The organism is Rathayibacter sp. AY1E2 (assembly GCF_002932325.1).
GTDB lineage: Bacteria > Actinomycetota > Actinomycetes > Actinomycetales > Microbacteriaceae > Rathayibacter.
In genome coordinates this window covers 186070-211100 of sequence record NZ_PSVO01000002.1, presented here as the reverse complement: position 1 = coordinate 211100, position 25031 = coordinate 186070, and the positions used below count along the sequence as shown (strand labels likewise).

The window sequence follows — 25031 nt, the reverse complement described above, 5'->3', positions numbered from 1 at the left end:
CGTACCATGGGCGGGATGGAGCCCCACGTCGACGCAGCCGAGGCCCCGCGCGTGCGCGTGGCGATCGTGGACGACCACGAGTCGGTGCGCCTGGGCGTGGCCGCCGCCGTCGAGAGCGCGGGGATGCAGGTGGTCGCCGCCGCCGAGACCGTCCAGGCCCTCGAGAGCACGATCGGCGGCGCCGAGATCGAGGTGCTCGTCCTCGACCTGTCCCTGAACGACGGCTCGAGCATCACCAGCAACGTCAAGTGGGGGCAGGTGCGCGGCTCCGCCGTCCTCGTCCACAGCATCGCGGACCGCGTCGTGGCCGTGCGGGAGGCGCTCGCCGCGGGAGCGGCCGGCGTCATCCCGAAGTCCTCGCCCATGTCGACGGTCGTCGCCGCCATCCGCACGGTCGCCCGCGGCGAGGTCCTCAACAATCTGGAGTGGGCCTCGGCCATCGACGCCGACGACGACTTCGCGCGGGCCGTGCTCGGCCGTCGCGAGCGCGACGTCCTGCACCTCTACGCCTCGGGGCTGCCGCTGAAGCTGGTGGCCGAGCGGCTGCAGATCTCGGTGTCGACGGCGAAGGAGTACCTCGACCGGATCCGCGACAAGTACGTCGAGATCGGCCGTCCCGCCCCGACGAAGGTCGATCTGCTGCGGCGCGCGGTGGAGGACGGCATCCTGCCGGGCATCGACCCGGACGACGGCGATGGCGGGCGCTGAGGCGCCGATCGCCCGCCGCAACGCCGGGCGCGAGCGCATCGACCGGATCATCAGCACGGTCGTGTCGTTCTTCGGCTTCGGCTTCGGCGTGCAGACCGTCCCGCCGATCCTCGCGCAGCTGCCCCTCCTGCGCCCCGAGGTGGCCTGGCCGGTGCTGGTGCTGGTCTTCGGATCGCTCACCGCCGCCGTGGTCACCGCCGTGCTGCGGCGGGGCACGCGGATCACGGCGGTCCTGGTCGCCGTCGGTGTCCTCGTCGCCCTCCTGACCTGGCCGGCCGCCGTCGCCACCGGGGGCGCGGACCGCGAGACCCCGTGGATCTGGTACCTGCTGACCATCGGCACCGCCTTCTGCACGATCGCGGCTCCCCTCCGGATCGCGATCGCGTACGTGTCGGTGACGACCGTGCTGTTCGGGCTGCTGCGCGTCCTCCCCTCCGGCGGCGGGGCGGAGCCGACCCGCGCGATCCTCGACGCCGCCTACGTGGGCATCGTCGGCTTCGTGATGCTGGTGCTGATCACCGTGCTCCGGCAGTCGGCCGACCAGATCGATCGCGCGCAGACGACGGCCATGGAGCAGTACGAGGCGGCGATGCGCCAGCACGCCGGCGAGGTGGAGCGGGTCGAGGTCGACGCCCTGGTGCACGACAACGTGCTCGCGACGCTGCTCTCCGCCGCCTCCGCCGAGTCGCCGGCCGAGCGTGCGCTGGTCTCCTCGATGGCGCAGCGCACCCTCGCCGTGCTGCTGCCCGACCACGAGCCGGAGCCGCCCGAGGGGCTGGTCCCGCTCGAGCTCCTGCAGCGCCAGCTCGCCCACGCGGCGTCCACCTTCGGGACCGAGATCGCAGTCGCGACGGCCGACGGAGTGGATCCGCGCGCGACGACGCTGCCGCGCCCGGTGGCCGAGGCGCTGCTCGGCGCGGTCTGGCAGGCGCTCGCCAACAGCGTTCAGCACGCGGGTCCGAGCGGCAGCGTCCACCGCGCCGTGCACGGGCTGCTGGGCGACGGCGCGGTGGAGGTCGTGGTGGAGGACGACGGCCGCGGCTTCCGGCTCGCCGACGTCCCGCGCGAGCGGCTGGGCATCCGGCTCTCCATCCTCGAGCGGGTGCACAACGCGCGGGGATCGGCGCGGGTCGACTCGACTCCGGGCGAGGGCACCCGTGTCGTCCTCTCCTGGCGGGCGGACGCGGGAGGAGGGCCGTGATCGCCTACCCGCGCCCCCTGCTCCAGGCGCTCGGCGCCGGCTTCTCGCTGTACCACGTGGTGCTCGCCTTCTTCTCCTTCCGCATCTCCCCGGCCACGCCGGCCGACCTCGTCGCGGTCGCGCTGTACGTCGCGGCGACCGTCGTCGCCCTCTGGCCCGGAGCGACGACCCGGCTCGCCCTGCCCGTCGCGGTCGGGATGACCGCGGTCGCCGTCGCTCTGCCGCTGCTGGTCGCGCCCTCGCTCGATCCGGGTGCCTCCAACGGCTACTCCACCTGGTACATCGCCGCGGTCGGCACCCTCATGACGATCGTGTGCGCCCGCCGGCGCGCGGCCTGCGCCTGGGTCGGCGTCGGCTTCCTGATCGTGCACACCGTGTTCTGGGCCGGCCCGGCCGCGCTGGCCACTCTCGGCGTCGTCGGGGGGATCGCCTGGGTCGCGATCGCGCAGCTGCTCATCGTCGAGCTCGGGCGCGCGGGCTCCGAGGCGCGCGTGCTCGAGGCGGCCGAGCGCGCGGCCGCGTCGTGGCGGGCCGCGGAGGAGGCGCACCTCACGGAGCGCGAGGTCCGGCTGGAGCAGACCCGCGCCCTCGCCGCCGACATGCTGCTGCGCATCGCCGAGCCGGGACCGGGCCTCACCGACGAGGAGCGGCGCGAGTGCCGGCTGCTCGAGGCGGCCGTGCGCGACGAGATCCGCGGCCGGCGGCTGCTGGACGACGAGGTGCGGCGTCTCGTGCTCGACGCGCGGCGGCGGGGGGTGACCGTGTCGGTGCTCGACGACGGCGGCCTCGACCGCACCTCCGAGGGCGAGAGCCGACGGGTGCTGGGGGAGCTCGCCCAGGCTCTGAGCGGGATCCGCGAGGAGGTCGACCGCGTGGTGGTGCGCACCGCGTCGGCCGACTCGGCCTCGGCGGTCACAGTGGTGGGCCTGCGGACGGCCGGCGACGGCAGCGCGGGCGCCCTCGGCTCCGACGACGCGGGGGACGAGGTCGACGCCTGGGTCGAGATCCGGCGCGACGGCGTCGGCGGACGGGACGTCTGAGCGGCGGAGCGCGCGCGGGACGGCGCGGCCGTCCGCCTGCGCAGCGACCGGCGGCGGCCCTGTGCGGATGTCGGATCGGTGCCGCGGGCGGGACGCTCCGGCTCTCAGCACGGCTCAGGTCTCGGCGCGCCCGAACTCTCGGAGCGGACCGATCGTCGGCGCGGCGCGGCACGGCGCGGCACGAGCGTGAGCAGAGCCGTCATGGGCTGAGCCCTTTGAGCGCAGAGCGCGTCAGGACGAAAGCCCGTTTAACGGAGTGCGGCGGGCCGTCCACTCCTCCGAAGAGGGGGCCCGGCCCGCCGTCAAACCCCGAGTGAGGGTAACAACCCGAATATTACCCTCACTCGCCCCCAACACACCCGCCTGCTTACCCTGGTCGGCGAGTGATTGGCGGTGCCCCTTCCGAAGGAGGAGCACCGTACGTCCACTAGTGTGCTCGCTCCGCCAGGAGGCGCATAGTCAGCACTTTAGGGGACTAATCGGGGGACAAATTTCACGTTCCGCGTCGCGGATCGCTCGTTCCCCGACGGGCTGCGTCTGCGAGTCCGCTCAGCCGGAGAAGGAGCGCCACGCTCCCGGTGCCGGCCGGAGCGGCCTGCGGACCGCCGCGGCGCGGTCGTTCCAGCCCCCGCTGAGCTCCTGCGGGGTCTCCGGCTCGGCCTCGGTGCGAGAGGTCAGTGCGGTGACGACGGCCGTGACGGCGGCGATCTCGGCGGCGTCGAGGCCGGGGGTGGAGATGACGACGGCGGGTGCGGAGTCGGAGGCGGTCATCCCGTGACGCTATCGCATGCCGTTCACGGCGCCGGTCGGCGGGGCATGGCTATGCTGACGCCGGATGCCGCCGGAGCGTCGTCCGTCCGTTGCGAACAGGAGCGTCCCCGCATGCCGACGTGGTTCCCGAGGAGCGGTGCCGCGGCGCTGCGCCCCCTGCGTCTGCTGGTCCGGAGGTCGCCTGCGGCCGTCTCGGTCGTCCTGGTCCTCCTGGCCGCGAGCGCGATCACGGGGACGCTCGTCGCCCCCGCGGGAGCCGAGACGACGGCCTGGTGGGCGGCGGGCCCGATGACGACCCTCGACGGCCGTCCGTGGACGGCGGTGACCGCCCTCCTGATCGCGGCGGACCCGCTGCAGCTGCTCCTGGACGTCGTGCTGGTGCTCCCGATGCTCCTCGCCGCGGAGCGCCGCCTCGGCTCGGCCCGCACCCTCCTCGCCTTCCTCGTGACCGGCGCCCTCGGGATCGTCGTCGGGTCCTCCGTGCAGTCGATCGGCGCTCTTGTCGGGGAGTGGTGGGCGGGCGACACCGTCGGCGACCACACCTTCGACCCGCTGATCGGCGCGGTCGGCGCCCTCATCGCCTCGACCGCCTTCATGGGCGCTCTGTGGCGTCGCCGGCTCCGGGTGACCGTCTTCGCCGTCGTGCTGATGTTCGTGCTCTACGCGGGCGACTCCGCCGACGCGTACCGGCTCCTCGCGGGCGGCGCGGGGCTCGTGCTCGGCGCGGTGCTCGCGCGGGGAGCGTCGGGACTGCGTCCGCAGCGTCCGGCCCCGAGCTCGCACCGCGAGTCCCGGGGGCTGCTGGCGGCGGTCGTCGTCGTCACCGCCATCGGTCCGCTCGTCGCCGTCCTCTCGGACTCGGGCTACGGTCCGTTCTCGTTCCTCGGCCGACTGCTGCAGAGCGCCTTCACGGGGACGACGGACCTCGAGGACCCGTGCAGCCGCGCCCTCCGGCACTGCGCGCACCACGTGAAGCTGAGCCTGGTCGCCCCCGGGCCGATCCTGCTGACGTTCGTCCCGCTCCTCCTCCTGCTCGTCGCCGCCTACGGCCTGCGCTCCGGGCGCCGCCTGGGCCTGCTGCTGGCGGTCGGGGTGAACATCGCGATCGCGATCCTGGAGGTCTTCTCCCTCCAGCGCGCCGCCCGTCACCCCGAGTTCCTGTACTACGCCGAGTACCTGCTCTGGGTGGCGACGACGGTGCTGGTGCCGCTGGCCGTCGTGGCGATGCTCGTGATCGGGAGGAGGCACTTCCGCATCCGCGCGCCCCGTGCCGCTGCGAGGCTCTGGACGCGGGTCGTCGCCATCGCCTTCGTCGTGTCCCTCGGCGGCTACCTGGCGCTCTCGGCCGGCGTGCGCACGAGCTTCGAGCCGCTCCTGGGCCTCGGGAGACTCCTCCTGGACGGGCTGCTGCGCTTCGTCCCGGTGAGCTTCCTCGGCGGCGCCGGACTGCTCGCCGTGCCGCGGGAGCCCGTCGCGCGGATCGTCTTCGAGTGGGTCGGCCCGGTGTTCTGGCTCGTGGTCGTCGTCGCGGTGGTCGCCCTGCTCCGGGCCACCGACGTGCAGCGGAACCGCGGCGACGAGGCGCGGTACCGCGCGCTCCTGTCCCTGCACGGCGCCGGCAGCCTCGGCCATCAGGGGACCTGGGAGGGCAACGCGCACTGGATCTCGGCCGACGGGACCGGCGGAGTCGCCTACCGGGTGATCGGCGGCGTGGCGATCACCCTCTCCGACCCGGCCTGCGCTCCCGAGCGGCGGGAGGACGTCGTGGCCGAGTTCGTGCGTTTCTGCGACGAGCGCAGCTGGACGCCCGTCTTCTACAGCATCCACGACGAGCTGCTCCCCGTCTTCGACCGGCTCGGCTGGTCGCGCCTCTCGGTCGGCGAGGAGACGATCATCGAGCTCTCCTCCTTCGAGCTCACCGGCAAGCGGTGGCAGAAGGTGCGCTACCCGCTCACGCGCGGCATCAAGCTGGGCATCGAGGCGCAGTGGACCAGCTGGCCCGAGCTCTCCCTCGGCATGGCCAACCAGATCGTCGACCTGTCGGAGCGCTGGGTCGCCGAGAAGGCGCTGCCCGAGATGGGCTTCACCCTCGGTGGGATCGACGAGGTCCGCGATCCCGACGTCGCCCTCCTGCTCGCGGTCGGACCGGACGGCGTGCTGCAGGGGGTGACGAGCTGGCTGCCCGTGCACCGGGAGGGGCGCGTGGTCGGCTGGACCCTCGACTTCATGCGCCGCTCCGACGACTCGATGCCCGGCATCATGGAGTTCCTCATCGCCTCCGCGGCGCTGCGCGTCAAGGAGGAGGGCGCCGAGTTCCTCTCGCTCTCGGGCGCACCGCTCGCCACCGCACCGGTCGAGGAGGGGGAGGTGCCTCCGGAGCCGACGGTCCTCTCGCGCCTGCTCGAGTTCCTCTCGCGGACGCTCGAGCCGGCCTACGGCTTCACGTCGCTGTTCCGCTTCAAGGCCAAGTTCCATCCGCGCTACGCGGGCCTCTGGATGACCTACCCCGACGCGCTGCAGCTGCCCCGGATCGGAGCCGCGCTGGGTCGCGCCTATCTGCCCGACCTCTCCGCCGCGCAGGCGCTGGCGTTCGCGCGGGTGGTCGGGGCGAAGCCGGAGGAGAAGCCGTCCGAGGCGTCCGCGGCGAAGCCGGATGCTCCGGCCGCGAAGGCAGGCGCTCCATCGGTGAAGGCGGGTGCTCCGACAGCCGAGCCGGACGGTCCTGGGGTGAAGGCGGGTGGTCCTGCGGTGAAGGCGGGTGCTCCGGCTGCGAGGGCGGATGCCCGGGAAGCGGAGCCCGATTCCGCGACAGGGGAGCCGGGTGCTCCGGCCGCGGAGCCGGCCGCTCCCGTCGTGCGGCCCGATGCTCCCGCGGAGTCCGCTGCCCGACGGACCGGCCCCGGCTCCTCCGACTGATCGTTCCGCCCCTCCGCCCCGTGAGGAGGCGGTCGCAGCGGAACGCCGCGGCACGGACGGTCTCCCGTCTCCTGCCGCGGCGTCCGAGCGAGCCGGGTCAGAGCGGGATGTTGCCGTGCTTCTTCGCGGGCAGGTTGGCGCGCTTGGTGCGCAGCGCACGCAGCGCCTTGATGACGGAGACACGCGTCGCCGAGGGCTCGATCACGCCGTCGAGCTCGCCGCGCTCGGCCGCGAGGAACGGGCTCGCGACGTTGTAGGTGTACTCGTTCGCCAGGCGCGTCCGGACGGCTGCGACGTCCTCGCCGGCCTCCTCCGCCTTGCGGATCTCGTTGCGGTAGAGGATGTTCACCGCGCCCTGGCCGCCCATGACGGCGATCTCGGCGGTCGGCCACGCGAGGTTGATGTCGGCTCCCAGCTGCTTGGACCCCATCACGATGTACGCGCCGCCGTAGGCCTTGCGCAGGATCACCGTGACCAGCGGCACGGTCGCCTCGGCGTAGGCGTAGAGCAGCTTCGCGCCGCGGCGGATGACGCCGGTCCACTCCTGGTCGGTGCCGGGCAGGTAGCCCGGGACGTCGACCAGGGTCAGGATCGGCAGCGAGAAGGCGTCGCAGAAGCGGACGAAGCGGGACGCCTTCTCGCCCGCCTCGATGTTCAGCGTGCCCGCCATGGCGCTCGGCTGGTTCGCGATGATGCCGACGGAGCGGCCCTCGACGCGGCCGAAGCCGATCACGATGTTCGGCGCGAACAGCGGCTGCACCTCGAGGAAGTCGCCCTCGTCGACGATGTGCTCGATGACGGCGCGCATGTCGTACGGCTGGTTCGGGCTGTCCGGGATGACCGTGTCGAGGAAGCGGTCCGCGTCGGTCGTCTCGAGGTCGACCTCGGTCTCGAAGACGGGGACCGGCGACAGGTTGTTGTCCGGGAGGAAGGAGAGGAGCGTCCGCGCGTAGTCGAGCGCGTCGTTCTCGTCGCTCGCGAGGTAGTGCGAGACGCCCGAGATCTTGTTGTGGGTCAGCGCACCGCCGAGCTCCTCCATGCCGACGTCCTCGCCGGTGACGGTCTTGATCACGTCGGGCCCGGTGACGAACATCTGGCTGGTCTTGTCGACCATGATCACGAAGTCGGTCAGGGCGGGGGAGTAAACCGCGCCTCCCGCGGCCGGGCCGCAGATGATCGAGATCTGGGGGATCACGCCGCTCGCCGCGGTGTTGCGGCGGAAGATCTCGCCGTACTTGCCGAGGGCGACCACGCCCTCCTGGATCCGTGCTCCGCCGGAGTCGAGGATGCCGATGATCGGGACGCCGGTCTTCAGGGCGAGGTCCATCACCTTGATGATCTTCTCGCCGGCCACCTCGCCGAGCGAGCCGCCGAAGATCGTGAAGTCCTGCGAGTACACGGCGACCTGGCGGCCGTGGATGGTGCCGGTCCCGGTGACGACGGCGTCGCCGTAGGGGCGCTTCTTCTCCATGCCGAAGGCGTGGGTGCGGTGGCGCACGAACTCGTCCAGCTCGACGAACGAGCCCGGGTCGAGGAGGGTGTCGATCCGCTCCCGTGCGGTCATCTTGCCCTTGGCGTGCTGCTTCTCGATCGCCGCCTCGCCACTGGCCGTGACGGCCTCGTGGTAGCGGTTCCTGAGGTCCGCGATCTTCCCCGCGGTCGTGTACAGATCGGGCGCGGGACGTTCGGTGTTCGCGGTCACCCGCTCACCCTACCGGCGGGGCGGACGCCTCCTCTTGTCGCACTCGCACAGGGAGGGCCGCTCCCGACGGGAGGATCCGGACAAGGGCGGGCCGTCGCGCGCGGCGCTCGGAGCGGCCTCGCGGGAGCCGCCGCTACCGTGGCGGCATGCTCCTCCCGCTCTCCTCCGCCGTCTCCCCCCGCGTCCTCGCGCTCGAGTCGGCGGGGTCGACGAACGACGAGCTCCGCGAGCGGGCGGCCGCCGACCCCGCCGCGTGGCCGCACCTCTCCGTCGTCGCCACCGGCGACCAGCGAGCCGGGCGCGGCCGGCTGGGGCGCGTCTGGCAGGCGCCCGCGGGCCGCACGCTCGCGGCCTCGACTCTGGTCGACGCCTCCGCCCTCGGCGCCGAGGCCTCCGGCTGGCTGCCGCTCGTTGCCGGCGCCGCTCTCGCCCGGGCCCTCGCACCCCTCGTCGACGGGGACGTCGCCGTCAAGTGGCCCAACGACGTCCTGATCGACGGCAGGAAGGTCGCGGGGATCCTCGCCGAGCGCCTGCCGGACGGGCGGGTCGTCGTCGGCACCGGCGTGAACCTGCTGCTGACGGAGGCGGAGCTGCCGGTCCCGACCGCCACCTCGCTCGCCCTCGCCGGAGCACGGACGACGAGCGCCGACGAGGTGCTCGCCGCGTTCCTGACCGGATTCCAGGGTCTGCTGGCTCCGCTGCTCGCCCAGGGCGACGCCGAGGCCTCCGGAGCGGCCGCCGCCGTCAGCGCCTCCTGCGGCACCCTCGGCACGCGCGTCCGGCTCGAGCTGCCCGACGGCACGCAGGAGGAGGGGACCGCCGCCGCACTCGCCCCGGACGGCTCGCTCCTGCTCGAGCAGGGCGGCGCGCTGCGCTCGTTCACGGCCGGCGACGTCACGCATCTGCGCTCCTGATGGCCAGGACCGACCCCGCCGACCGCGAGCTGGCGCGGCTGACCCCGCGCGCCCGCCGGGCGGTCGCACCGGTCGTCGGCCTCCTCCTGCTCACCTGGACGGGCTTCTACTTCGCCGCGCAGTTCGAGCTCGCCCTGCAGCGCTGGATCATCGGGCTCGGCACCGCACTTCTGGTGCTGCTCCTCTGCGCTCCCGGGATCGCGGGCTGGGCGAGCGTGCGCTACCGCGTCACCGCCTCCGGCCTCAGCGCGCGCCGGGGCGTGGCGTCGATCCGGCGGGCCGAGGTGGTCTTCGATCGGAGGATGGAGGTCGTGGTCGAGCGCTCCCTCGGCCAGCGCCTCGCCCGGTGCGGGGACGTCCGGATCCTGCAGGCGGGAGCCGAAGTGTTCGTGCTGCGGGACCTGCCGGATCCGGAGCTCACGGCCGACCTGCTGCGGGAGGCGATCGGCGCGGCTCCCGCTCTCGAGCCGGAGTGGCCGCCGCCCGCGTGAGCGCGTCGGGGCCTCGGTAGCATGGAGCCGCCCCGCGCCAGCGGGCGGAGACGGAGGAGCGCCATGCGCGTCGGCGTGATCGGGGGCGGCCAGCTCGCCCGGATGATGATCCCCGCGGCGGTGGAGCTCGGCATCGAGATCGCCGTGCTCGCCGAGAGCGAGGGCGCCCCGGCGGGGCTCGCCGCGACACGGGTCGGCGACCACCGCGACGAGGCGACCGTGCTCGCCTTCGCCGAGACCGTGGACGTGGTGACGTTCGACCACGAGCACGTTCCCCAGCCGATCCTCCGCGAGCTCGTCGCCCGCGGCGTCGCCGTGCACCCCGGCCCCGACGCCCTGCTGTTCGCCCAGGACAAGCTGATGATGCGGCGCCGCCTGACCGAGCTCGGCGTGCCCGTGCCCGAGTGGGCCGAGGTCTCCTCCGCCGAGGAGCTGGGGGAGTTCCTGGCCGAGCACGGCGGCAGCGCCGTGGTGAAGACCGCGCGCGGCGGCTACGACGGCAAGGGCGTGCGCGTGGTGCGCGGCGCCCACGAGGCGGACGACTGGTTCACCGCCCTCGCCGAGGACGGCCGGGGCGGCTCGCTCCTGGTCGAGGAGCTGGTGGGCTTCCGCCGCGAGCTCGCGCAGCTCGTCGCCCGGCGTCCCTCCGGCGAGAGCACCCTCTGGCCGGTGGTGGAGTCGGTGCAGCGCGACGGCGTCTGCGCCGAGGTGATCGCTCCGGCACCCGCATCCGCCGGCCGGCTCGCGGCCGCCGCGGCCGAGATCGCGCAGACGATCGCCGACAGCCTCGGGGTCACCGGCGTCCTGGCCGTCGAGCTGTTCGAGACGACGGACGACCGGATCCTGGTCAACGAGCTGGCCATGCGCCCGCACAACAGCGGCCACTGGACGATGGACGGATCGACCACGTCGCAGTTCGAGCAGCACCTGCGCGCGGTCCTCGACCTGCCGCTCGGCGCGACGGGCTGCCGCGATCCGTGGACCGTGATGGTCAACGTGCTCGGCGGCCCGGTGGGGGAGTCGCTGACCGACCGCTACCCGCGGGTGCTCGCCGATCACCCGGGCGTGAAAGTGCACAACTACGGCAAGGAGCCGCGACCGGGCCGCAAGGTCGGGCACGTGAACGCCACCGGCGACGACCTCGACCTCGTGGTCTACGAGGCTCGCGCGGCGGCGGCCGTTCTCACGGACTGACCCGTACGATGGTCGCCGTGACGAGCCTGCCGACCTCCCCGACCCCTGCCGGAGCCCTCTCGTGAGCGCGGACTCGCTCGTGAACGGGCCCGCGCCGCTCGTCGGCGTCGTGATGGGCTCGGACTCGGACTGGTCCGTCATGCAGGCGGCGTCCACCGTCCTCGCCGAGTTCGGCGTGGCGCACGAGGTCCGGGTCGTCTCCGCGCACCGCACACCGGAGGCGATGATCGCGTACGGCCGCGAGGCCCGCGGCCGCGGCCTGAAGGTCGTCATCGCCGGAGCGGGCGGAGCCGCCCACCTCCCCGGCATGCTCGCCGCCGTGACCTCGCTCCCCGTCGTCGGAGTGCCGGTCCCGCTCGCCCGCCTCGACGGGCTCGACTCCCTCCTCTCGATCGTGCAGATGCCCGCGGGCGTCCCCGTCGCCACCGTCTCCATCGGCGGAGCGCGGAACGCCGGACTGCTCGCGGTGAAGATCCTCGCGACCGCGGACGACGCCCTCTCCGCAGCGCTCGACGCCTTCGCCGCCGACCTCGAGGTGCAGGTCGCCGCGAAGAACGACGCCCTGGTGGCGGGCCTGTGACGGCCGTCGCCCTGCCGCTGCGGCACCCGGACGTCGCCTCCCGCGCCTTCATGACGCGGCGGGCGTGGTGGCTGCTGATCGTCAACCTGCTGGTGCCCGGGTCCGCTCAGGTCCTGGCGGGCAACCGCCGGCTCGGGCGCCTGGGGCTCGGCTTCACCCTCGGGCTCTGGGTCGCCCTCCTGGTCGCGGTGCTCCTCTACTTCGTCTTCCCGACCGGCCTCTACACGCTCGCGACCTTCGACGTCTCGATGCTCGCGCTCCAGGCCGCGCTCGTCGTCTACGGGGTGGTCTGGGCCGTGCTGACGCTCGACACCCTCCGCCTGATCCGCGTCGTCCGGGTGCGCCCGCGGATGCGCGGCGTGCTCGCGTTCGCGACGATCGCGCTGATGGCGGTCTCGGTCGGCACCACCGCCTACGGCACCTACCTGCTCGGCGTGACCCGGGGGACGCTGTCGTCGATCTTCGGCGGCGGAGCGATCGAGCAGCCGATCGACGGCCGCTACAACGTGATGCTCCTCGGCGGCGACGCGGGGGAGGACCGCGACGGTCTGCGCCCCGACAGCATCTCGGTGGTCAGCATCGACGCGTCGAGCGGCAAGGCCTCGATCATCGGCGTCTCGCGCGAGTTCGTCGACTTCCCGTTCCCCGAGACCAGCCCGATGCACGAGCTCTATCCCGACGGCTACGACACCGACAACTGCGCCGTCGACGTCTGCAAGCTCAACTCGGTCTACACCGAGGTCGAGCTGAAGCACCCGGAGCTCTACCCCGACGCCGTCGACCACGGCAGCGAGCCCGGCATCGAGGCGATGCGCGACGCGGTCGAGGGCATCCTCGACCTGAGGATCCAGTACTACGCGCTGATCGACATGGAGGGCTTCGCCCAGCTGATCGACGCGCTCGGCGGCATCGACATCGACTACGTGGCCGACGAGCCGCTGCCCCTGGGCGGGCTGCCCGACTCCGACGGCGTGATGCAGGGCGTGAACCAGTGGATCGATCCCGGGCACTGGCACTTCAACGGCGAGCAGGCGCTCGCCTACGCCCGCTCGCGCTACACCACGAGCGACTACGACCGGATGGCGCGCCAGCGGCAGGTGCAGGAGGCGCTGCTCGCCCAGTTCGAGCCGGGCAACGTCCTCGCCAAGTTCCAGGACGTCGCGTCCGCCGGGTCCCAGGTCATCAAGACGGACGTCCCGCAGGGGATGCTCGGCTACTTCGTGCAGCTGGGGCTCAAGACGAAGTCGCAGCCGGTGGATCCGATCGAGCTGGTCCCGCCGGCCGTCGACCCGGAGGACCCGGACTACGACGTCGTGCACTCGCTGGTGAGTGCCGGACTGTCGGGCGACTCCGCGCCGTAGACGGCCGGGTGCCGCACGCCTCAGAGGTCGGCGTGCAGCGCCCAGACGCGCTCCGCGGAGTCGCGCCAGCTGAAGGCGCGGGAGCGGTCGCGGCCGGCCACCGACATCCGCTCGCGCAGACCGGTGTCGGCGAGCACGCTGCTCATGGCGAGGGCGAGGCGGTCCGGATAGTCCTTCGCGTCGCCGCGCTCGACGGCGACGCCGGCGTCCGCGGCGACCTCCATCAGCGCGGGGTCGTCGGAGTGCACCACCGGCACTCCGAAGTGCATCGCCTCGAGCACGGGCAGGCCGAAGCCCTCGGCGATGCTCGGGTAGACGAAGAGCGTGGCACGGGAGAGGACGACGGCGAGGTCGGCGTCGCTGAGGACTCCCAGGGCGCGCACACGCGTCTCGTCGAGGCCCTCCTCGTCGGCGACGGAGGCCACGTCCAGGTCGCCCCAGCCGGTCGGGCCGACCAGGAGCAGCGGGATCGCCGGCGCGGACGCTCCTCCGAAGGCCGCGATCAGCGAGACCAGGCCCTTGCGCGGCTCCAGCGTGCCGACGCTCAGCACGTACTCCGGGGGGAGGCCCAGCGCCGTGGCGCGCTCGTCGGCGTCCTCCGGGACGACCAGGCCGGAGCCGACGGCTCCGCCGATCACGCGCAGTCGATCGCCGAAGTCCATCAGCTGGGAGAGCTGGTGGGCGACCGCGTGAGTGGGGACGACGACGGCGTCCGCGTGCTTGCGGGCGCGCTTGGCCATCGCTCGGTGCCACTTCGCGCCGTGGGGGGTGAGGGTCTCGGGATGCGTCCACGGCACCGTGTCGTGGATCGTGACGGCGATCTGCTCGCCCTCGCTCCCGTCGTGGCTGCGCAGCGGGGCGAAGAGGCTCGGGGCGTGGATCATGCCGCCGCCGGCCGGGATGGCGATCCCGTACTGCCAGGCGCGCGAGAGCTCGCGGCGCCCGAGCGGCAGCCGGTGGATGCGCGCGAGGCCGGGCAGGCGCAGGCGCAGCTCCTCCTCCTTCTCGGGCGGGTGGGCGGAGACGACGGCCTCCACCTCGCAGTCGCGGGGAGCCGTCGCGATCAGCTCGCGGGTGAGCTCCTCGGTGTAGCGGCCGATGCCGCCGGGCACGCGGGCGAGCATCTGGTCGACGACGACGCGGAGAGTGGTGGTCACGGGGTCACCGCCTCGAGGGGTGCGGCGGCGAGCGCGTCCTGCCAGGAGCGCAGCGGCGGCAGGCCCGCCCGGCTCCAGCCGTCGTGGCCGAGGACCGAGTAGGCCGGACGCGGAGCGGGGCGGACGAACGAGCCGCTGTCGGTCGGGCGCAGGCGCTCGGGATCCAGGCCCGCCTTGGCGAAGACGGCACGGGCGAAGCCGAGCCAGGTCGTCTCGCCGGAGCTGGTGCCGTGGTAGACGCCGGCCGGGGCCTCCGCGTCGACCAGCTCGATCAGGCGCGCGGCGAGGTCGGCGGTCCAGGTGGGCTGGCCGTGCTGGTCGTCGACCACGGTCAGCGTCTCGTGCGCGCCCGCCAGTCGCACCATCGTCTTCGCGAAGTTGCCGCCGTGCTCGCCGTAGAGCCAGGCCGTGCGGACGACGTAGCCGCGCTCCGGGTTGGCCTCGAGCACCAGGCGCTCGCCCTCGGCCTTCGTGCGGCCGTAGGCCGAGATCGGGTTCCGGGGGTGGTTCTCGGAGTAGGGGGTCGTCGCGGAGCCGTCGAAGACGTAGTCGGTGGAGACCTGCACGAGTGCGGCTCCCGTCTCGGCGGTGGCGAGGGCGAGGTTGCGCGCTCCGACGGCGTTGACGCGGTGCGCCTCCTCCTCGTCGGTCTCGGCGTCGTCGACGCGGGTGTACGCGGCGCAGTTCACCACGGCGTCGTGTCCCGCGACGGCGGCGCGCACGGCGTCGAGGTCGGTCACGTCGAGGTCGGAGCGGCCGAGGGCGGTGCTGGGGCGGGAGCCGAGGGCCGCGCGCAGGTCGGTGCCGAGCATGCCGGAGGCGCCCGTGATGAGGAAGGTCACCTCCTCATCATGCCCGAGCGGTCCGTCGGCCGACGGTCGGCGCTCCGGCACGCCGCCGGGTGGCGCAGAGAGGCGTCGCGGGCCCGTGACACGCCGTCGTTACACTGGCGACCGTGCAGATCCGAGAGCTCGACATCCCCGACGTCTACGAAGTGACTCCGCGCCAGTTCCCCGACGATCGCGGGGTCTTCTACGAGTTCTACCGCTTCGACCGCCTGGCCGAGAAGGTCGGGCACCCGCTCTCGCTGCGGCAGGGCAACACCTCCGTCTCGCGGCGCGGCACCGTCCGCGGCATCCACTTCGCGCAGATCCCGCCGTCGCAGGCCAAGTACGTCTCGTGCTTCTCCGGCGCGGTCCTCGACTACGTGATCGACGTGCGCGTCGGGTCGCCGACCTTCGGGCGCTGGGAGTCGATCCTGCTCGACGACGTCGACCGCCGCTCCGTCTACATCGCCGAGGGGGTCGCGCACGCCTTCGTGGCGCTGACCGAGGGCGCCGTGGTCTCGTACCTCGTGAACGCCACCTTCGACCCGGTGCGGGAGAAGGGGATCGACCCGCTCGACGAGCAGATCGGCCTGCGCTTCCCGGAGGAGGCCGGCGAGCTGCTCCTCTCACCGAAGGACACCGACGCACCGACGCTGGCCGAGGCCCAGGCGCAGGGCCTGCTGCCGACCTGGGACGAGGCGCGGGCCTTCTACACGGAGCTCGACTCCGCGTCCTGACCGCCGATCCGGTCGGACGGGCCGCCCGGCGCCGGCCAGGCGGCACGCCCGACCGGACCGGATCAGCTCTTCGAGCGCAGGCGCATCAGCGCGACCCGGGCGCCCAGCCCGGCGCGCACCGCCGCACGGATCGGCGCCTGGTACCAGGCGCCGTACTTCTGCGCGAGGTAGAGGTAGGCGCTGCGGTGGTGGACCGCGAGCATCCGCGCCGAGGCCAGGCGGGTGGAGTGCCCGCCGAGGTGGGAGACGACCGCGTCGGCGAGGTAGACGTTGGTCCACCCGCGCTGTCCGAGCGAGTCGCCCAGCTGGACGTCCTCGAAGTACATGAAGTAGCGGTCGTCGAACCCGCCGATCTCCTCGAAGGCCGTGCGGCGCACCATCACGCAGGCGCCGGAGAGCCAGCCCGCCTCCATCCGGCCGTGGCGGAGGGTCTCGACCGCGCGCGAGCGCCGGTAGGTCGCCGACCACGGGTTGCCGGGCCAGACGTGGGCGAAGACGGCGTGCCCGACGCCCGTGCCGAGCGAGGGCAGAGCGCGGGCGGAGGGGTAGATCGTGCCGTCGGAGTCGAGGATCCGCGGCCCGATCGAGCCGATCCGGTCGTCCGCCGTCGCGGCGGCGTAGAGGGCGTCGATCGAGCCGGGGAGGAAGACCGTGTCCGGGTTGGTCACCAGGATCCACTCGACCTCGGGCCCGAGGCGGTCGACCGCGTAGTTGACGGCCCGGCCGTAGCCGAGGTTCTGCCCGGTCTCGTGGAACTCGACGTGGGGCAGGCGCTCGACGACGCTGCGGACGGAGTCGTCCGTTGTCAGGTTGTCGACCACCACGATGCGCACGTCGTGCTCCGTCGCCTCCGGCACGGACTCGAGGCACGCGCGGAGGACCTCACCCGAGAAGTGGGTGACGACGACGACCGCGATGGGCAACGTCGAGCGGGCGATGGGAGCCTCCGGGTGGTGCGGCGTCGACGGGAGGAGTGCCCCGTCGGAAGAACTCGACGAGGCTAGCACGCGGCTCGAGCGGGGCCCGGGAGCCTGCGGCCCTCAGCGGACGATGTCGACGGGCTCGGTGCTGACGGCCACGGCGGCGGGGGAGACCGTCTCGATCGCGGGCAGCGCATCGTGCGCCGGACGGCGGAAGACGACGAACTTGTACATGCAGAAGTTCCACACCAGTCCCACGAGGACGGCGACGGCCTTGGCGATGTTGATCGCGAGGAAGGCGTTCTCGCCGGAGCTGGGGAGGAAGAGCAGCGAGTTGCCGAAGCGGGTGTCGAAGAAGACCTCGAAGCCGTAGATGATCGCCGACTGCAGGACCAGCGAGCTGAACCCGGTGACGAGGAAGAACTTCGCGAACGTGGCGACCGAGACCCTGCCCGGGTGGCGGAAGACGAAGAAGTGGTTCAGCGCGTACGAGATCGTGATGCCGACCAGGACGGAGAAGACGTTGGCGACGAGGGTCGGCAGACCGAGCAGGAGCACGAGCGTGTTGAGGATGAGGAAGTCGATCGCCGTGTTGGTGCAGCCCGCGATGAGGAAGCGGACCTTCTGCGATTCGAGGAGTCTCTTCATCTGCGGTGCTCTTTCCCGTCCCCCTCTGGCGTCGATGCCCGACCGTCGGGCTCCGACGGGCGTCCATCGGGGCAGGCGAACAAGGGGTGAACCGCCGTGCACTGTCGTCCATCGTAACCGTGGACCCCTGCCGGGCGGTCGAACAGCCGGTGCCATGTTCCTGAGAGAGTGCGCGGACGGGGCGGCGGGCCGCGGGGCGCGCTCGGAGGCTCGCGAGCACCGCCTCGTTATACTCGCAGGGCTCTCACCGGTCAGCCGGTGCACCGGAAGAACGGATCCTCCCCGCCTCATGCGCTCCCTCGCCGTCGTCGTCCCCACCTACAACGAAGTCGCGAACATCGCGACGGCGCTGCCGCGGGTCGCGCTCGCGGCGTCCCGCAACCCCGACTTCCACGTGACCGTCGCCGTCATCGACGACAGCTCCCCCGACGGCACCGCGGACCGCGCGCGCGAGCTCGCGGCCGAGCTCGGGTCCGACACCTTCGAGGTCCTCGTGCTCTCGCGCGAGAAGAAGGAGGGGCTCGGCGCGGCGTACATCTGGGCCTTCCAGCACCTCCTCGCGGCCGAGCGCCGCTACGACTACCTGCTGCAGATGGACGCCGACCTCTCGCACGACCCGGACTACATCGACGCCTTCCTCCGCGAGGTGCGCGCGGGCGCCGACTTCGTGGTCGCCTCCCGCTACATCGCGGGCGGGGGCACTCCCGACTGGACGCTCGACCGCAAGCTGCTGAGCGGTGGCGGCAACCTCTACACGCGCCTCTTCCTCGGCTCGAAGATCACCGACTGGACCGGCGGCTTCAACCTCTTCAGCGCCGACCTCCTGCGCACCCTCCACCTCGAGACGATCCGCGCAGCCGGCTACGGCTTCCAGATCGTGCTCAAGTACCGGGCGCTGCGCCGGGCCCGCGGAGTGAAGGAGATCCCGATCGTCTTCCTCGACCGCACGGTCGGCAACTCCAAGATCCCGAGCGACACCCTCCTGAAGAACCTCCTGCTCGTCCTGGCCATCCGGTTCGGCGGGAAGCACCGGTGACGGCGGGTCCGACGGGATCCCCTCGGACCCGGAGGGCCCTCCTCGAGCTCGCCGCCCTCGCCGTCGTCGTCAGCGGGACCCTGCTCGTGCTCGGATTCATGGTCGGCACGCCGTGGCGGCCGCTGCTCTTCCGCGACGGCGACTCGCTGGCGCTGCCGCTGATCCTGCAGTCCTTCGCCGAGGGCCGCCCCGCGGCGTGGGTGATGACGAGCCAGCTCTTCCTCTTCCCCGAGCTCCCCGTCTTCGGCGTCGCGTGGCTGCTGACCGGTGGCGATCCCGCGGCGGCGCTCGCGGTCAACGCCGTGCTCAACGTCGTCCTCCTCTACGGCGTGCTCCGGATGCTCGCGCGACGGCTCGTCGCGGACCGGCACCGCCGGCTGCGGCCCGCGGCCGCGCTCGCCGGCATCGCCGTGCTGCTGGTGCTCTGCCTGACGGAGGGCCGCGCGCTCAACAACGAGGGGGCCCTGGCGACCACCTTCCTCCTCACGACCTACTACTACGGCGCGGTGCTCACAGGCCTCGCCGGGCTCGCCGTCGCCCTGGGCGCGCTGCGCGAGCGCCGTCCGGCCGCGCGTCCGCTGCTCCTGGTCGGAGCGGCCGTCGCCGCGACGACCCTCTCCGATCCGCTCCTCCTCGTGCAGTTCGTCGGCCCCCTGCTGGTGGTCCTCGTCGTGCTGCTGGTGCTCGCTCTCGCTGCTCCCCGAGCGGTGCTGATCGTCGCGGGCACGGTCCTCGGGGCCGCCGCGCTCGGGGCCGCGCTGCGGGTCCCGCTCGGCTTCCTGATCGGGACCGACGCCGGCGGGTACCTCCGGCTGCCGCTCGCCGGGACGGCACTGGACGACCTGATCGTGCAGTTCCTGGTGCTGAAGGCGCCGCTGATCGGCAAGCTCGAGGTGGCGCTGCTGGGTCTGCTGCTGCTGGCGGCCCTCGCCGTCGTCGTGGCCGGTGCCGCCCGACTGGCGCGGGGAGCCGCCCTCGACGAGGCGGCCCGTGCGCGCTTCGCGGTGTGCGCGTTCCTGCCGGCGCAGACGGCGGTGCTCCTGGTGGTGCAGGTCTTCACCGGCAGCTCGGTCAGCCGCTACCTGATGCCGATCCCGGTGACCGCGACCGTGGTCGTGATCGCCCTGATCGGCGCCGCGGCGGCGCACCGGCGTGCTGCGGGCGCGCGGATGGCGCCGGTCGTCCGCGTCGTCGCTCCGCTGGCCGCCGCAGGCCTCGTCGTCGCCGCCGTGCCGGCCACAACGGCGGTCGCCTCCGCGGCGGCCGAGGCGCGATCGGACCCGGACGCCGACTGCCTGGAGCGCTGGATCGACGGCCGCGAGCTCGCGGGCGTCGGCTCGTTCTGGTCCACGCGGCCGCTGGACCTCTACGGGCCGGCCTCGCTGCACGTCCAGCAGGTCAACTTCGACTTCACGGTGCAGCTGTGGATGAACAACCTGAGCGACTACCGCGACCGGCAGTACAGCTTCGTCCTGGCCGACCGCTCGCCCGACTGGGCGGGGCTCGCGCGCGGGACGCTCGGCGCTCCCTCCGATATCGTCGCCTGCGGGGGGTTCGACATCTACGACTACGCGGGCACCGACGGCGAGACCGAGCTGAACCGGATCGTCCAGACCAGCGTGGAGGAGCAGCGCCGTGAGCGCGGCTACTGACGTGCGCGGCCCGCGGACGGCGAGTCGGCGGCGCCGGACGCTCGTCGAGCTCGGATGGGCCCTCGTCGCCGCCCTCGTCTCGGTCGTCGCCGCCGTGCTCGCGCTCGGGATAGGGCCGCAGGACCTGACGGCCCGCTGGACCGTGGGCGGCGACGACCAGATCCTGCACTACACGCTCTTCACCAGCGCCACGCAGGCGTTCCCGTTCGACGGCAACGCGGCGCTCGGCTTCCCCGACGGCTTCAACGCCTTCTTCAGCGCGCAGTTCGACGTCGCCTCCGCCCTCGCCGTGTCGGTCCTGGCCCTCGTGGTGCGCGACGGGACGACGCTCCTGAACGTCTTCTACCTGGGCACGTTCGCGACGGTCGCCGTCACCGGCTACGTGTTCTTCCGCGCCCTCCGCACGCGGCCCTGGGTCGCGGCGTTCTCCGCGGTCCTGCTGTCGCTGCTGCCGTACCACTTCCTCCGGATCGGATTCGGCCACGCGTTCCTCGCCAACTACTGGGCGATCCCGCTCCTGGGCGTGATGGTGCTGATGGTCGCCGGACCGCGCACCGATCCTCTCCGAGCCTGGTCCGAGCGGGGCGCGACGCGGAGGAGCCGCGTACTGCGCTCCGTCGTCCCGGGAGTCGTGCTCGGGCTCCTGGTGGCGAGCACGGGCGGCTACTACTACGTCTTCGCGGTCCTGGTCCTCGGAGCGACCTGGGCGGTGAGCACGGCCGCCGGGCTCCTCTCCCGCGAGCGGCTGCGCGTGCTCGCTGTCTCGTCGGTGCCGATCCTCGCGCTCGGCGTGTTCGTCGGGCTCTCGCTGCTGCTGCTCTCGCTCGACTTCGGGGAGCGCTACAGCCCGTACTTCACCTCGCGGACCGTGGGGGAGTCGGAGGCCTACGCCGGCAAGCTCGTGCTGCTGGGCCTGCCCTGGTCGGGGACCGGGCTGCCGCAGGGGTACGGCCTGCTGAACACCTACGCGGGCCAGTCCGGCGTGGCGCCGACGACGGAGCCGCCCGGGTTCTCGATCCTCGCCAGCGTCGCGCTCCTGATCACGCTCGTGGCGCTCCCGATCACCGCGCTCGGCGGCGGACGGGCGCTCCGTGCGACCGCGGTCGGCCGGTTCTTCTCGGACGCCCGCGTGCGCGTCCTCGCCGTGGCGACACTGGCCGCGCTCCTCTTCTACACGGTGACGGGCCTGGGCGTCGTGGTCTCGCTGGTGGCGGGGCCGACGATCCGTGCGTGGGCGCGGATGTCGATCGTCATCGCGGTCCTCGTCCTCGGCGTGCTCGCGCTCCTGCTCGATCGGATCACGGCCCGTGGCGGTGTCCGGATCCTCGTGGCGGCGCTGCTCGCCGCCGTCGCCGTGGTCGATCAGCTGGCCGGAGTATCGGCCGCGGTGCCGATCGCTCCGACCGACGACTCCGAGATGCGCTCGTTCGTGTCGGAGGCCGACGCGCAGCTGGACGACGGCTGCGGAGTGGTGGAGCTCCCCCTGAAGAGCTTCCCCGACAGCGGGCGGATCGGAGCGCTCGCCGACTACGACGAGGCGCTGCCCTACCTTGCGACCGAGGAGGGACGGCTCCGCTGGAGCTACGGGGCGGTGGAGGGCACCTACGGCTGGGACGTCTGGGGCGACGTCGACGACCCCGCGGAGTTCGCCGACGCGGTGGCGGGCAGCGGCGCCTGCGCCGTCTACGTGGACACAGCCGGCTACACCGACGACCCCGACGGCTGGCGGGCCTACGTCGAGGCGGCGACGGGGGACGTCGAGCCCGAGGTCGCCTCCGCCTCCGGGCGCTGGCTGCTGTTCACGACCCGGCGCTGATCAGCGGTCGTCGAAGGCCAGCTCGAGCAGGCGCCGGGCGGTGCGGTCCCACCCCGGGATGGGCTCCGGTGCGAGTCGCCGGGGACGGCGCAGCGCCTCTCCGATCGCGGCCGACCACCCGGTGCGGTCCGCCGGGTCGATGAAGACGGCGGCGGACTCCCGCCCGGCGAGCGCGTCGCGGAGGCCGGGGATGTCTGCCGCGAGCACCGGAGTGCCGCAGGCGACGGCCTCGAGGGCGGGCAGGCCGAAGCCCTCGTGCCAGGAGGCCATGGCGACGGCGTCGGCGCCCGTGAGCAGGGCCGGCAGATCCTCGTCGGCGACGTAGGAGGAGGCGAAGCGCACGTCGGCTCCTGCGGCGACCGCGCGGGCGACGGCGGAGTGGACGTCCTCGTTGTCCCAGCCGTCCCCGCCGACCAGGAGCAGGGTGTGGTTCTCCGGCCGCTCGGCCTGCCGGTACGCGTCCACCAGGGTGACGAGGTTCTTGCGGCGCTCGATCGATCCGACGAAGAGCAGGTAGGACCCGAGCCCGTGCTCCGCGCGGACCCGCGCCACCTCCTCCTCGCCGCGGGCATGGAAGAGGTCGGCGTCGATCGTGGTCGGCAGCACGCGGACGCGCGCCGGATCGACGCCCAGAGCGCTCTCGACCTCGGCCGCGGAGGACGGGGTGCCGGTCAGGACCAGGTCGCTGCGCCGGATCCACCGGGGCACGGACCGCGACAGCAGCTCTCGGCGCTCGCGCGGAACGAGCTCGGGCATCACAGCGAAGCAGACGTCGTGCACGAAGGTGAGCGAGCGGGAGCGGGCGAGCGGCCAGCTCCGGAAGTTCGGGAAGAAGTAGGCGCCGCGGCCGAGCAGGAGGTCGATCCCCGGCGCGGGCACTCGGGTCAGTGCGCTCCACACCGGCCGGGGCAGCGGCACCGGTCGGACGCGCAGCGTACGGAAGCCGAAGCGCTCGATCGAGCCCGCCTCGCTCGCCGGCACGACGAGGAGCACCTCGACCTCTGCGGCGGTCGCGTCGGTGTCCAGCGCGTGCAGCAGGCCGAGCAGGACGCGGCCGACCCCGGTCAGGCGCGGCGCCGCGAGGGCGGTCGCGTCGACCAGGAGGCGGCGGCGCCGCGCGGTCACGGCCTGCTGAGGCGGACGGTGGAGTCGATGTCGACGACGCCGTCGTGCACGGAGGCCCGCTCGACCGTGAAGGTCGCGGCGACCGGGATCCGCATGGTCTCGCCCTGCGAGAAGGTGGCCGAGGAGGCGTGCACGGCGTAGTTGCCGGCGCCGAGGTGCAGATCGGGGAGGGTGAACGTGACCGTCATCTCTCCGTCGACCGCGCTCAGCGGCGTGCCGATGCGCTCGGTGTTCGTCCCGAAGACGCGCTGGCCGAGGGGCGTGTCGATGCCCATGCCGATGTTCCAGTCGTCGACCGGGCGGCTGGTGCGCACCGTGACGTCGAACTCGAGGGTCTCGCCGCTGCGGACCACCGTGCCGCCGTGCTCGATGGATCCGCCGCGCAGTCGGCAGCCCAGGATCTCGATGAGCTGGGGGGCGGGCTCGTCCGCAGCCTCGGCGGCCTCGGCCTCGCGCTCCTGGCGGGCGGCCCGACGGTCCTCGAAGCTCTCGCGGAGGACCTGGAGCCCCTCGGAGGTCTCGCCGTCGAAGACGACGGTGCCCTTCTCGAGGACGATGGTGCGGTCGCAGAGCTCGCCGACCTGCTCGAGCGAGTGGGTGACCAGCACGATGGTCTTGCCCGCGCGCTGGAAGGCGCGGATGCGGTCCATGCACTTGCGCTGGAACGGCTCGTCGCCGACGGCGAGCACCTCGTCGACCAGCAGCAGGTCGGGATCGGTGTGGATCGCGATCGCGAAGGCGAGCCGCACGTACATGCCCGACGAGTAGAACTTGACCTGGGTGTCGATGAACTCGGCGATCTCGGAGAAGTCGACGATCGAGTCGAACTTGCTGTCCAGCTCGCTGCGCGAGAGTCCGAGGATCGCGCCGTTGAGGTAGACGTTCTCGCGCCCGGTGAGGTCGGGGTGGAAGCCCGCTCCGAGCTCGAGGAGCGCGGCGAGGCGCCCGCGGCGCTCCACGGTGCCGGTCGTCGGCTGCACGATGCCGCCGATGAGCTTGAGGAGCGTGCTCTTGCCCGAGCCGTTCGCGCCGATGAGGCCGACGGTCGAGCCCAGGGGGATCTCGAGGTCGACGTCGCGGAGCGCCCAGAACTCGTCGCGGTGCTTGCGCCCGCGGCCGAAGTTGACGATCCGCTCCTTGAACGACTTGTCCTTGCGGATGACGAAGCGCTTGGAGGCGTTGCGCACCCGGACGACGGTCGGGGTGCCGGAGGAGGCGGGCACGGACTCCTGCTTGCTGGTGAGGGTCACGATCAGATCTCCTGGGCGAAGTTGCCCTCGAGGCGGCGGAAGATCCGGTGGCCGATCCACACGAACACCAGCCCGACGACGAGGACGATGAGAAGGCGCAGCTCCATGTCCGGCGGCCACACCTGGGGGGCGATCTCGTTGCCGTCGATGATGCTGACGCGCGAGCCGTCTCCCCAGATCGCGCGCTGGAAGGCGAGGATCGCGTTCGAGATCGGGTTGATGAGGTAGAGCTGCTCGGCCCAGCCGTGGCCCGCTCCTGTGGAGGCGGCGACGACGAAGTTCCACGCGTAGACGATGGGGGAGAGCCAGAAGAAGATCTGCAGCCCGACCTCGACGAGGAACTGGACGTCGCGGAGGTAGACGTTGAGGGCCGAGAGGGCCAGGGCCAGCGCGAGGCCGTACACGAGCACGATCGCCAGCGCGGGCACGATGTAGAGGAGCTGGACGCCGAAGATCAGCGAGCCCGTGAGGACGGCTCCCGCGATCAGGACGACGAACTGCACGCCGAAGTTGAACAGGGCCGAGCCGATGGCCGCCACCGGGAAGATCTCCCGCGGCAGGTACACCTTCTTGATCAGTCCGCCGTTGCCGAGGATCGACGTGGTGCCCGCGGTCACGATCTCGCTGAACAGGCCCCAGAGGGTGAGCCCCGAGAAGACGAAGATCGCGAAGTTCGGGACGCCGCGAGAGGCCCCGAGGATCTGGCCGATCGCCACGTAGTAGATGAGGAGCATGATCAGCGGCCGGACGAGGCTCCAGACGAAGCCCAGGCTGCTGTCCTTGTAGCGCGACTTCAGCTCGCGCCCCACGAGCAGGCGGAGCAGCTCGCGGTGCCGCAGGATCTCGGCGAGGGAGGCGACGAAGCCGCCCGAGCCGCCGCCGACGGCCGACGTGGTGCCGGCGATCTGGAACGGCTCGTCGGCGATCGCGCGCGCGCGATCCACAGCTTTGCTGGGCATGGAACTCCAAGCTCTCGGCCTCCGCC

22 protein-coding genes are annotated in these 25031 nt (G+C 72.7%); 13 read left to right on the top strand and 9 right to left on the bottom strand.

Annotation, left to right across the window (positions count from 1 at the left end):
• The first annotated feature begins 6 nt into the window (after positions 1–6).
• The 3 genes from C5C49_RS03015 to C5C49_RS03005 are packed head-to-tail and all read left to right on the top strand — an operon-like array spanning position 7 to position 2949.
• Positions 7–708: a response regulator transcription factor gene (locus C5C49_RS03015; protein WP_104223169.1), complete on the top strand. Its 702-nt coding sequence runs from the start codon at positions 7–9 to the stop codon at positions 706–708.
• Positions 695–1909, top strand: coding sequence for a sensor histidine kinase (locus C5C49_RS03010; RefSeq protein WP_104256321.1), 1215 nt, complete (start codon positions 695–697; stop codon positions 1907–1909). The genes C5C49_RS03015 and C5C49_RS03010 overlap by 14 nt, the downstream gene beginning before the upstream one ends.
• Positions 1906–2949 carry a hypothetical protein gene (locus tag C5C49_RS03005; RefSeq protein WP_104225461.1) on the top strand — a complete coding sequence of 348 codons (1044 nt, stop codon included), beginning with the start codon at positions 1906–1908 and terminating at the stop codon, positions 2947–2949. The genes C5C49_RS03010 and C5C49_RS03005 overlap by 4 nt, the downstream gene beginning before the upstream one ends.
• A gap of 549 nt (positions 2950–3498) precedes the next feature.
• Here C5C49_RS03005 and C5C49_RS03000 read toward each other — a convergent pair.
• Complete coding sequence (locus tag C5C49_RS03000; protein ID WP_104225462.1) at positions 3499–3720, bottom strand: acyl-CoA carboxylase subunit epsilon; 222 nt, start codon at positions 3718–3720, stop codon at positions 3499–3501.
• 111 nt (positions 3721–3831) lie between these two features.
• On the opposite strand from C5C49_RS03000, the gene C5C49_RS02995 reads away from it, so the two are divergent.
• On the top strand, positions 3832–6636 hold the full coding sequence (locus C5C49_RS02995) for a DUF2156 domain-containing protein (RefSeq protein ID WP_181135692.1): 2805 nt from the start codon (positions 3832–3834) through the stop codon (positions 6634–6636).
• Positions 6637–6733: 97 nt separating this feature from the next.
• Here C5C49_RS02995 and C5C49_RS02990 read toward each other — a convergent pair whose 3' ends face one another.
• Positions 6734–8338 carry an acyl-CoA carboxylase subunit beta gene (locus tag C5C49_RS02990; RefSeq protein ID WP_104223164.1) on the bottom strand — a complete coding sequence of 535 codons (1605 nt, stop codon included), beginning with the start codon at positions 8336–8338 and terminating at the stop codon, positions 6734–6736.
• A 146-nt stretch (positions 8339–8484) separates the two neighbouring features.
• Here C5C49_RS02990 and C5C49_RS02985 point away from each other — a divergent pair, with 146 nt between their 5' ends.
• The 5 genes from C5C49_RS02985 (at position 8485) to C5C49_RS02965 (ending at position 12878) form a co-directional block, all read left to right on the top strand.
• Positions 8485–9252, top strand: coding sequence for a biotin--[acetyl-CoA-carboxylase] ligase (locus C5C49_RS02985; protein WP_104256324.1), 768 nt, complete (start codon positions 8485–8487; stop codon positions 9250–9252).
• Complete coding sequence (locus C5C49_RS02980; RefSeq protein ID WP_104246680.1) at positions 9252–9743, top strand: PH domain-containing protein; 492 nt, start codon at positions 9252–9254, stop codon at positions 9741–9743. The genes C5C49_RS02985 and C5C49_RS02980 overlap by 1 nt, the downstream gene beginning before the upstream one ends.
• Before the next feature lie 63 nt (positions 9744–9806).
• Entirely contained in the window at positions 9807–10937 is a 1131-nt protein-coding gene (locus tag C5C49_RS02975; protein WP_104345380.1) for a 5-(carboxyamino)imidazole ribonucleotide synthase, read from the top strand.
• 112 nt (positions 10938–11049) lie between these two features.
• Entirely contained in the window at positions 11050–11517 is a 468-nt protein-coding gene (gene purE / locus C5C49_RS02970) for a 5-(carboxyamino)imidazole ribonucleotide mutase (RefSeq protein ID WP_104225651.1), read from the top strand.
• Positions 11514–12878: an LCP family protein gene (locus C5C49_RS02965; protein WP_244230602.1), complete on the top strand. Its 1365-nt coding sequence runs from the start codon at positions 11514–11516 to the stop codon at positions 12876–12878. Before purE ends, C5C49_RS02965 begins: the two co-directional genes overlap by 4 nt.
• A gap of 20 nt (positions 12879–12898) precedes the next feature.
• Here C5C49_RS02965 and C5C49_RS02960 read toward each other — a convergent pair whose 3' ends face one another.
• Both C5C49_RS02960 and rfbD read right to left on the bottom strand, forming a co-directional pair.
• Positions 12899–14035 carry a glycosyltransferase family 1 protein gene (locus C5C49_RS02960; protein WP_258068359.1) on the bottom strand — a complete coding sequence of 379 codons (1137 nt, stop codon included), beginning with the start codon at positions 14033–14035 and terminating at the stop codon, positions 12899–12901.
• Positions 14032–14877 carry a dTDP-4-dehydrorhamnose reductase gene (rfbD, locus tag C5C49_RS02955; protein ID WP_104345379.1) on the bottom strand — a complete coding sequence of 282 codons (846 nt, stop codon included), beginning with the start codon at positions 14875–14877 and terminating at the stop codon, positions 14032–14034. The genes C5C49_RS02960 and rfbD overlap by 4 nt, the downstream gene beginning before the upstream one ends.
• Positions 14878–14990: 113 nt before the next feature.
• Here rfbD and C5C49_RS02950 point away from each other — a divergent pair, with 113 nt between their 5' ends.
• Positions 14991–15599: a dTDP-4-dehydrorhamnose 3,5-epimerase family protein gene (locus tag C5C49_RS02950; RefSeq protein ID WP_104329169.1), complete on the top strand. Its 609-nt coding sequence runs from the start codon at positions 14991–14993 to the stop codon at positions 15597–15599.
• 62 nt (positions 15600–15661) lie between these two features.
• On the opposite strand, the gene C5C49_RS02945 is transcribed toward C5C49_RS02950, so the two are convergent.
• Together C5C49_RS02945 and C5C49_RS02940 are read right to left on the bottom strand one after the other, a co-directional pair.
• A complete protein-coding gene (locus C5C49_RS02945; protein ID WP_258061235.1) occupies positions 15662–16522 on the bottom strand; it encodes a glycosyltransferase family 2 protein in 861 nt (286 codons plus the stop codon).
• Positions 16523–16639: 117 nt separating this feature from the next.
• Positions 16640–17167 carry a GtrA family protein gene (locus C5C49_RS02940; RefSeq protein ID WP_104223158.1) on the bottom strand — a complete coding sequence of 176 codons (528 nt, stop codon included), beginning with the start codon at positions 17165–17167 and terminating at the stop codon, positions 16640–16642.
• A gap of 289 nt (positions 17168–17456) precedes the next feature.
• Here C5C49_RS02940 and C5C49_RS02935 point away from each other — a divergent pair, with 289 nt between their 5' ends.
• The 3 genes from C5C49_RS02935 to C5C49_RS02925 are packed head-to-tail and all read left to right on the top strand — an operon-like array spanning position 17457 to position 21671.
• Positions 17457–18203, top strand: a complete 747-nt coding sequence (locus C5C49_RS02935) for a polyprenol monophosphomannose synthase (RefSeq protein ID WP_104223157.1) — start codon at positions 17457–17459, stop codon at positions 18201–18203.
• On the top strand, positions 18200–19855 hold the full coding sequence (locus C5C49_RS02930) for a hypothetical protein (protein WP_104345378.1): 1656 nt from the start codon (positions 18200–18202) through the stop codon (positions 19853–19855). Before C5C49_RS02935 ends, C5C49_RS02930 begins: the two co-directional genes overlap by 4 nt.
• Positions 19839–21671 carry a hypothetical protein gene (locus C5C49_RS02925; protein ID WP_146084825.1) on the top strand — a complete coding sequence of 611 codons (1833 nt, stop codon included), beginning with the start codon at positions 19839–19841 and terminating at the stop codon, positions 21669–21671. Before C5C49_RS02930 ends, C5C49_RS02925 begins: the two co-directional genes overlap by 17 nt.
• On the opposite strand, the gene C5C49_RS02920 is transcribed toward C5C49_RS02925, so the two are convergent.
• From C5C49_RS02920 to C5C49_RS02910, 3 genes are read right to left on the bottom strand one after another with little or no spacing between them, the layout of a single operon-like run.
• Positions 21672–22796, bottom strand: a complete 1125-nt coding sequence (locus C5C49_RS02920; RefSeq protein WP_104345376.1) for a glycosyltransferase family 1 protein — start codon at positions 22794–22796, stop codon at positions 21672–21674.
• Positions 22793–24046, bottom strand: a complete 1254-nt coding sequence (locus tag C5C49_RS02915; protein WP_244229465.1) for an ABC transporter ATP-binding protein — start codon at positions 24044–24046, stop codon at positions 22793–22795. The genes C5C49_RS02920 and C5C49_RS02915 overlap by 4 nt, the downstream gene beginning before the upstream one ends.
• Positions 24047–24048: 2 nt before the next feature.
• Positions 24049–25005, bottom strand: coding sequence for an ABC transporter permease (locus C5C49_RS02910; RefSeq protein ID WP_104223153.1), 957 nt, complete (start codon positions 25003–25005; stop codon positions 24049–24051).
• Between the last annotated feature and the right edge of the window lie 26 nt (positions 25006–25031).

Excerpts from the sequence above, each read along its gene's own strand:
- C5C49_RS03015 (WP_104223169.1), top strand. The coding sequence starts at position 7 with ATGGGCGGGATGGAGCCCCACGTCGACGCAGCCGAGGCCCCGCGCGTG.
- C5C49_RS03010 (WP_104256321.1), top strand. The coding sequence starts at position 695 with ATGGCGGGCGCTGAGGCGCCGATCGCCCGCCGCAACGCCGGGCGCGAG.
- C5C49_RS03000 (WP_104225462.1), bottom strand. The coding sequence starts at position 3,720 with ATGACCGCCTCCGACTCCGCACCCGCCGTCGTCATCTCCACCCCCGGC.
- C5C49_RS02995 (WP_181135692.1), top strand. The coding sequence starts at position 3,832 with ATGCCGACGTGGTTCCCGAGGAGCGGTGCCGCGGCGCTGCGCCCCCTG.
- C5C49_RS02985 (WP_104256324.1), top strand. The coding sequence starts at position 8,485 with ATGCTCCTCCCGCTCTCCTCCGCCGTCTCCCCCCGCGTCCTCGCGCTC.
- C5C49_RS02980 (WP_104246680.1), top strand. The coding sequence starts at position 9,252 with ATGGCCAGGACCGACCCCGCCGACCGCGAGCTGGCGCGGCTGACCCCG.
- C5C49_RS02975 (WP_104345380.1), top strand. The coding sequence starts at position 9,807 with ATGCGCGTCGGCGTGATCGGGGGCGGCCAGCTCGCCCGGATGATGATC.
- purE (WP_104225651.1), top strand. The coding sequence starts at position 11,050 with ATGGGCTCGGACTCGGACTGGTCCGTCATGCAGGCGGCGTCCACCGTC.
- C5C49_RS02940 (WP_104223158.1), bottom strand. The coding sequence starts at position 17,167 with ATGAAGAGACTCCTCGAATCGCAGAAGGTCCGCTTCCTCATCGCGGGC.
- C5C49_RS02935 (WP_104223157.1), top strand. The coding sequence starts at position 17,457 with ATGCGCTCCCTCGCCGTCGTCGTCCCCACCTACAACGAAGTCGCGAAC.
- C5C49_RS02910 (WP_104223153.1), bottom strand. The coding sequence starts at position 25,005 with ATGCCCAGCAAAGCTGTGGATCGCGCGCGCGCGATCGCCGACGAGCCG.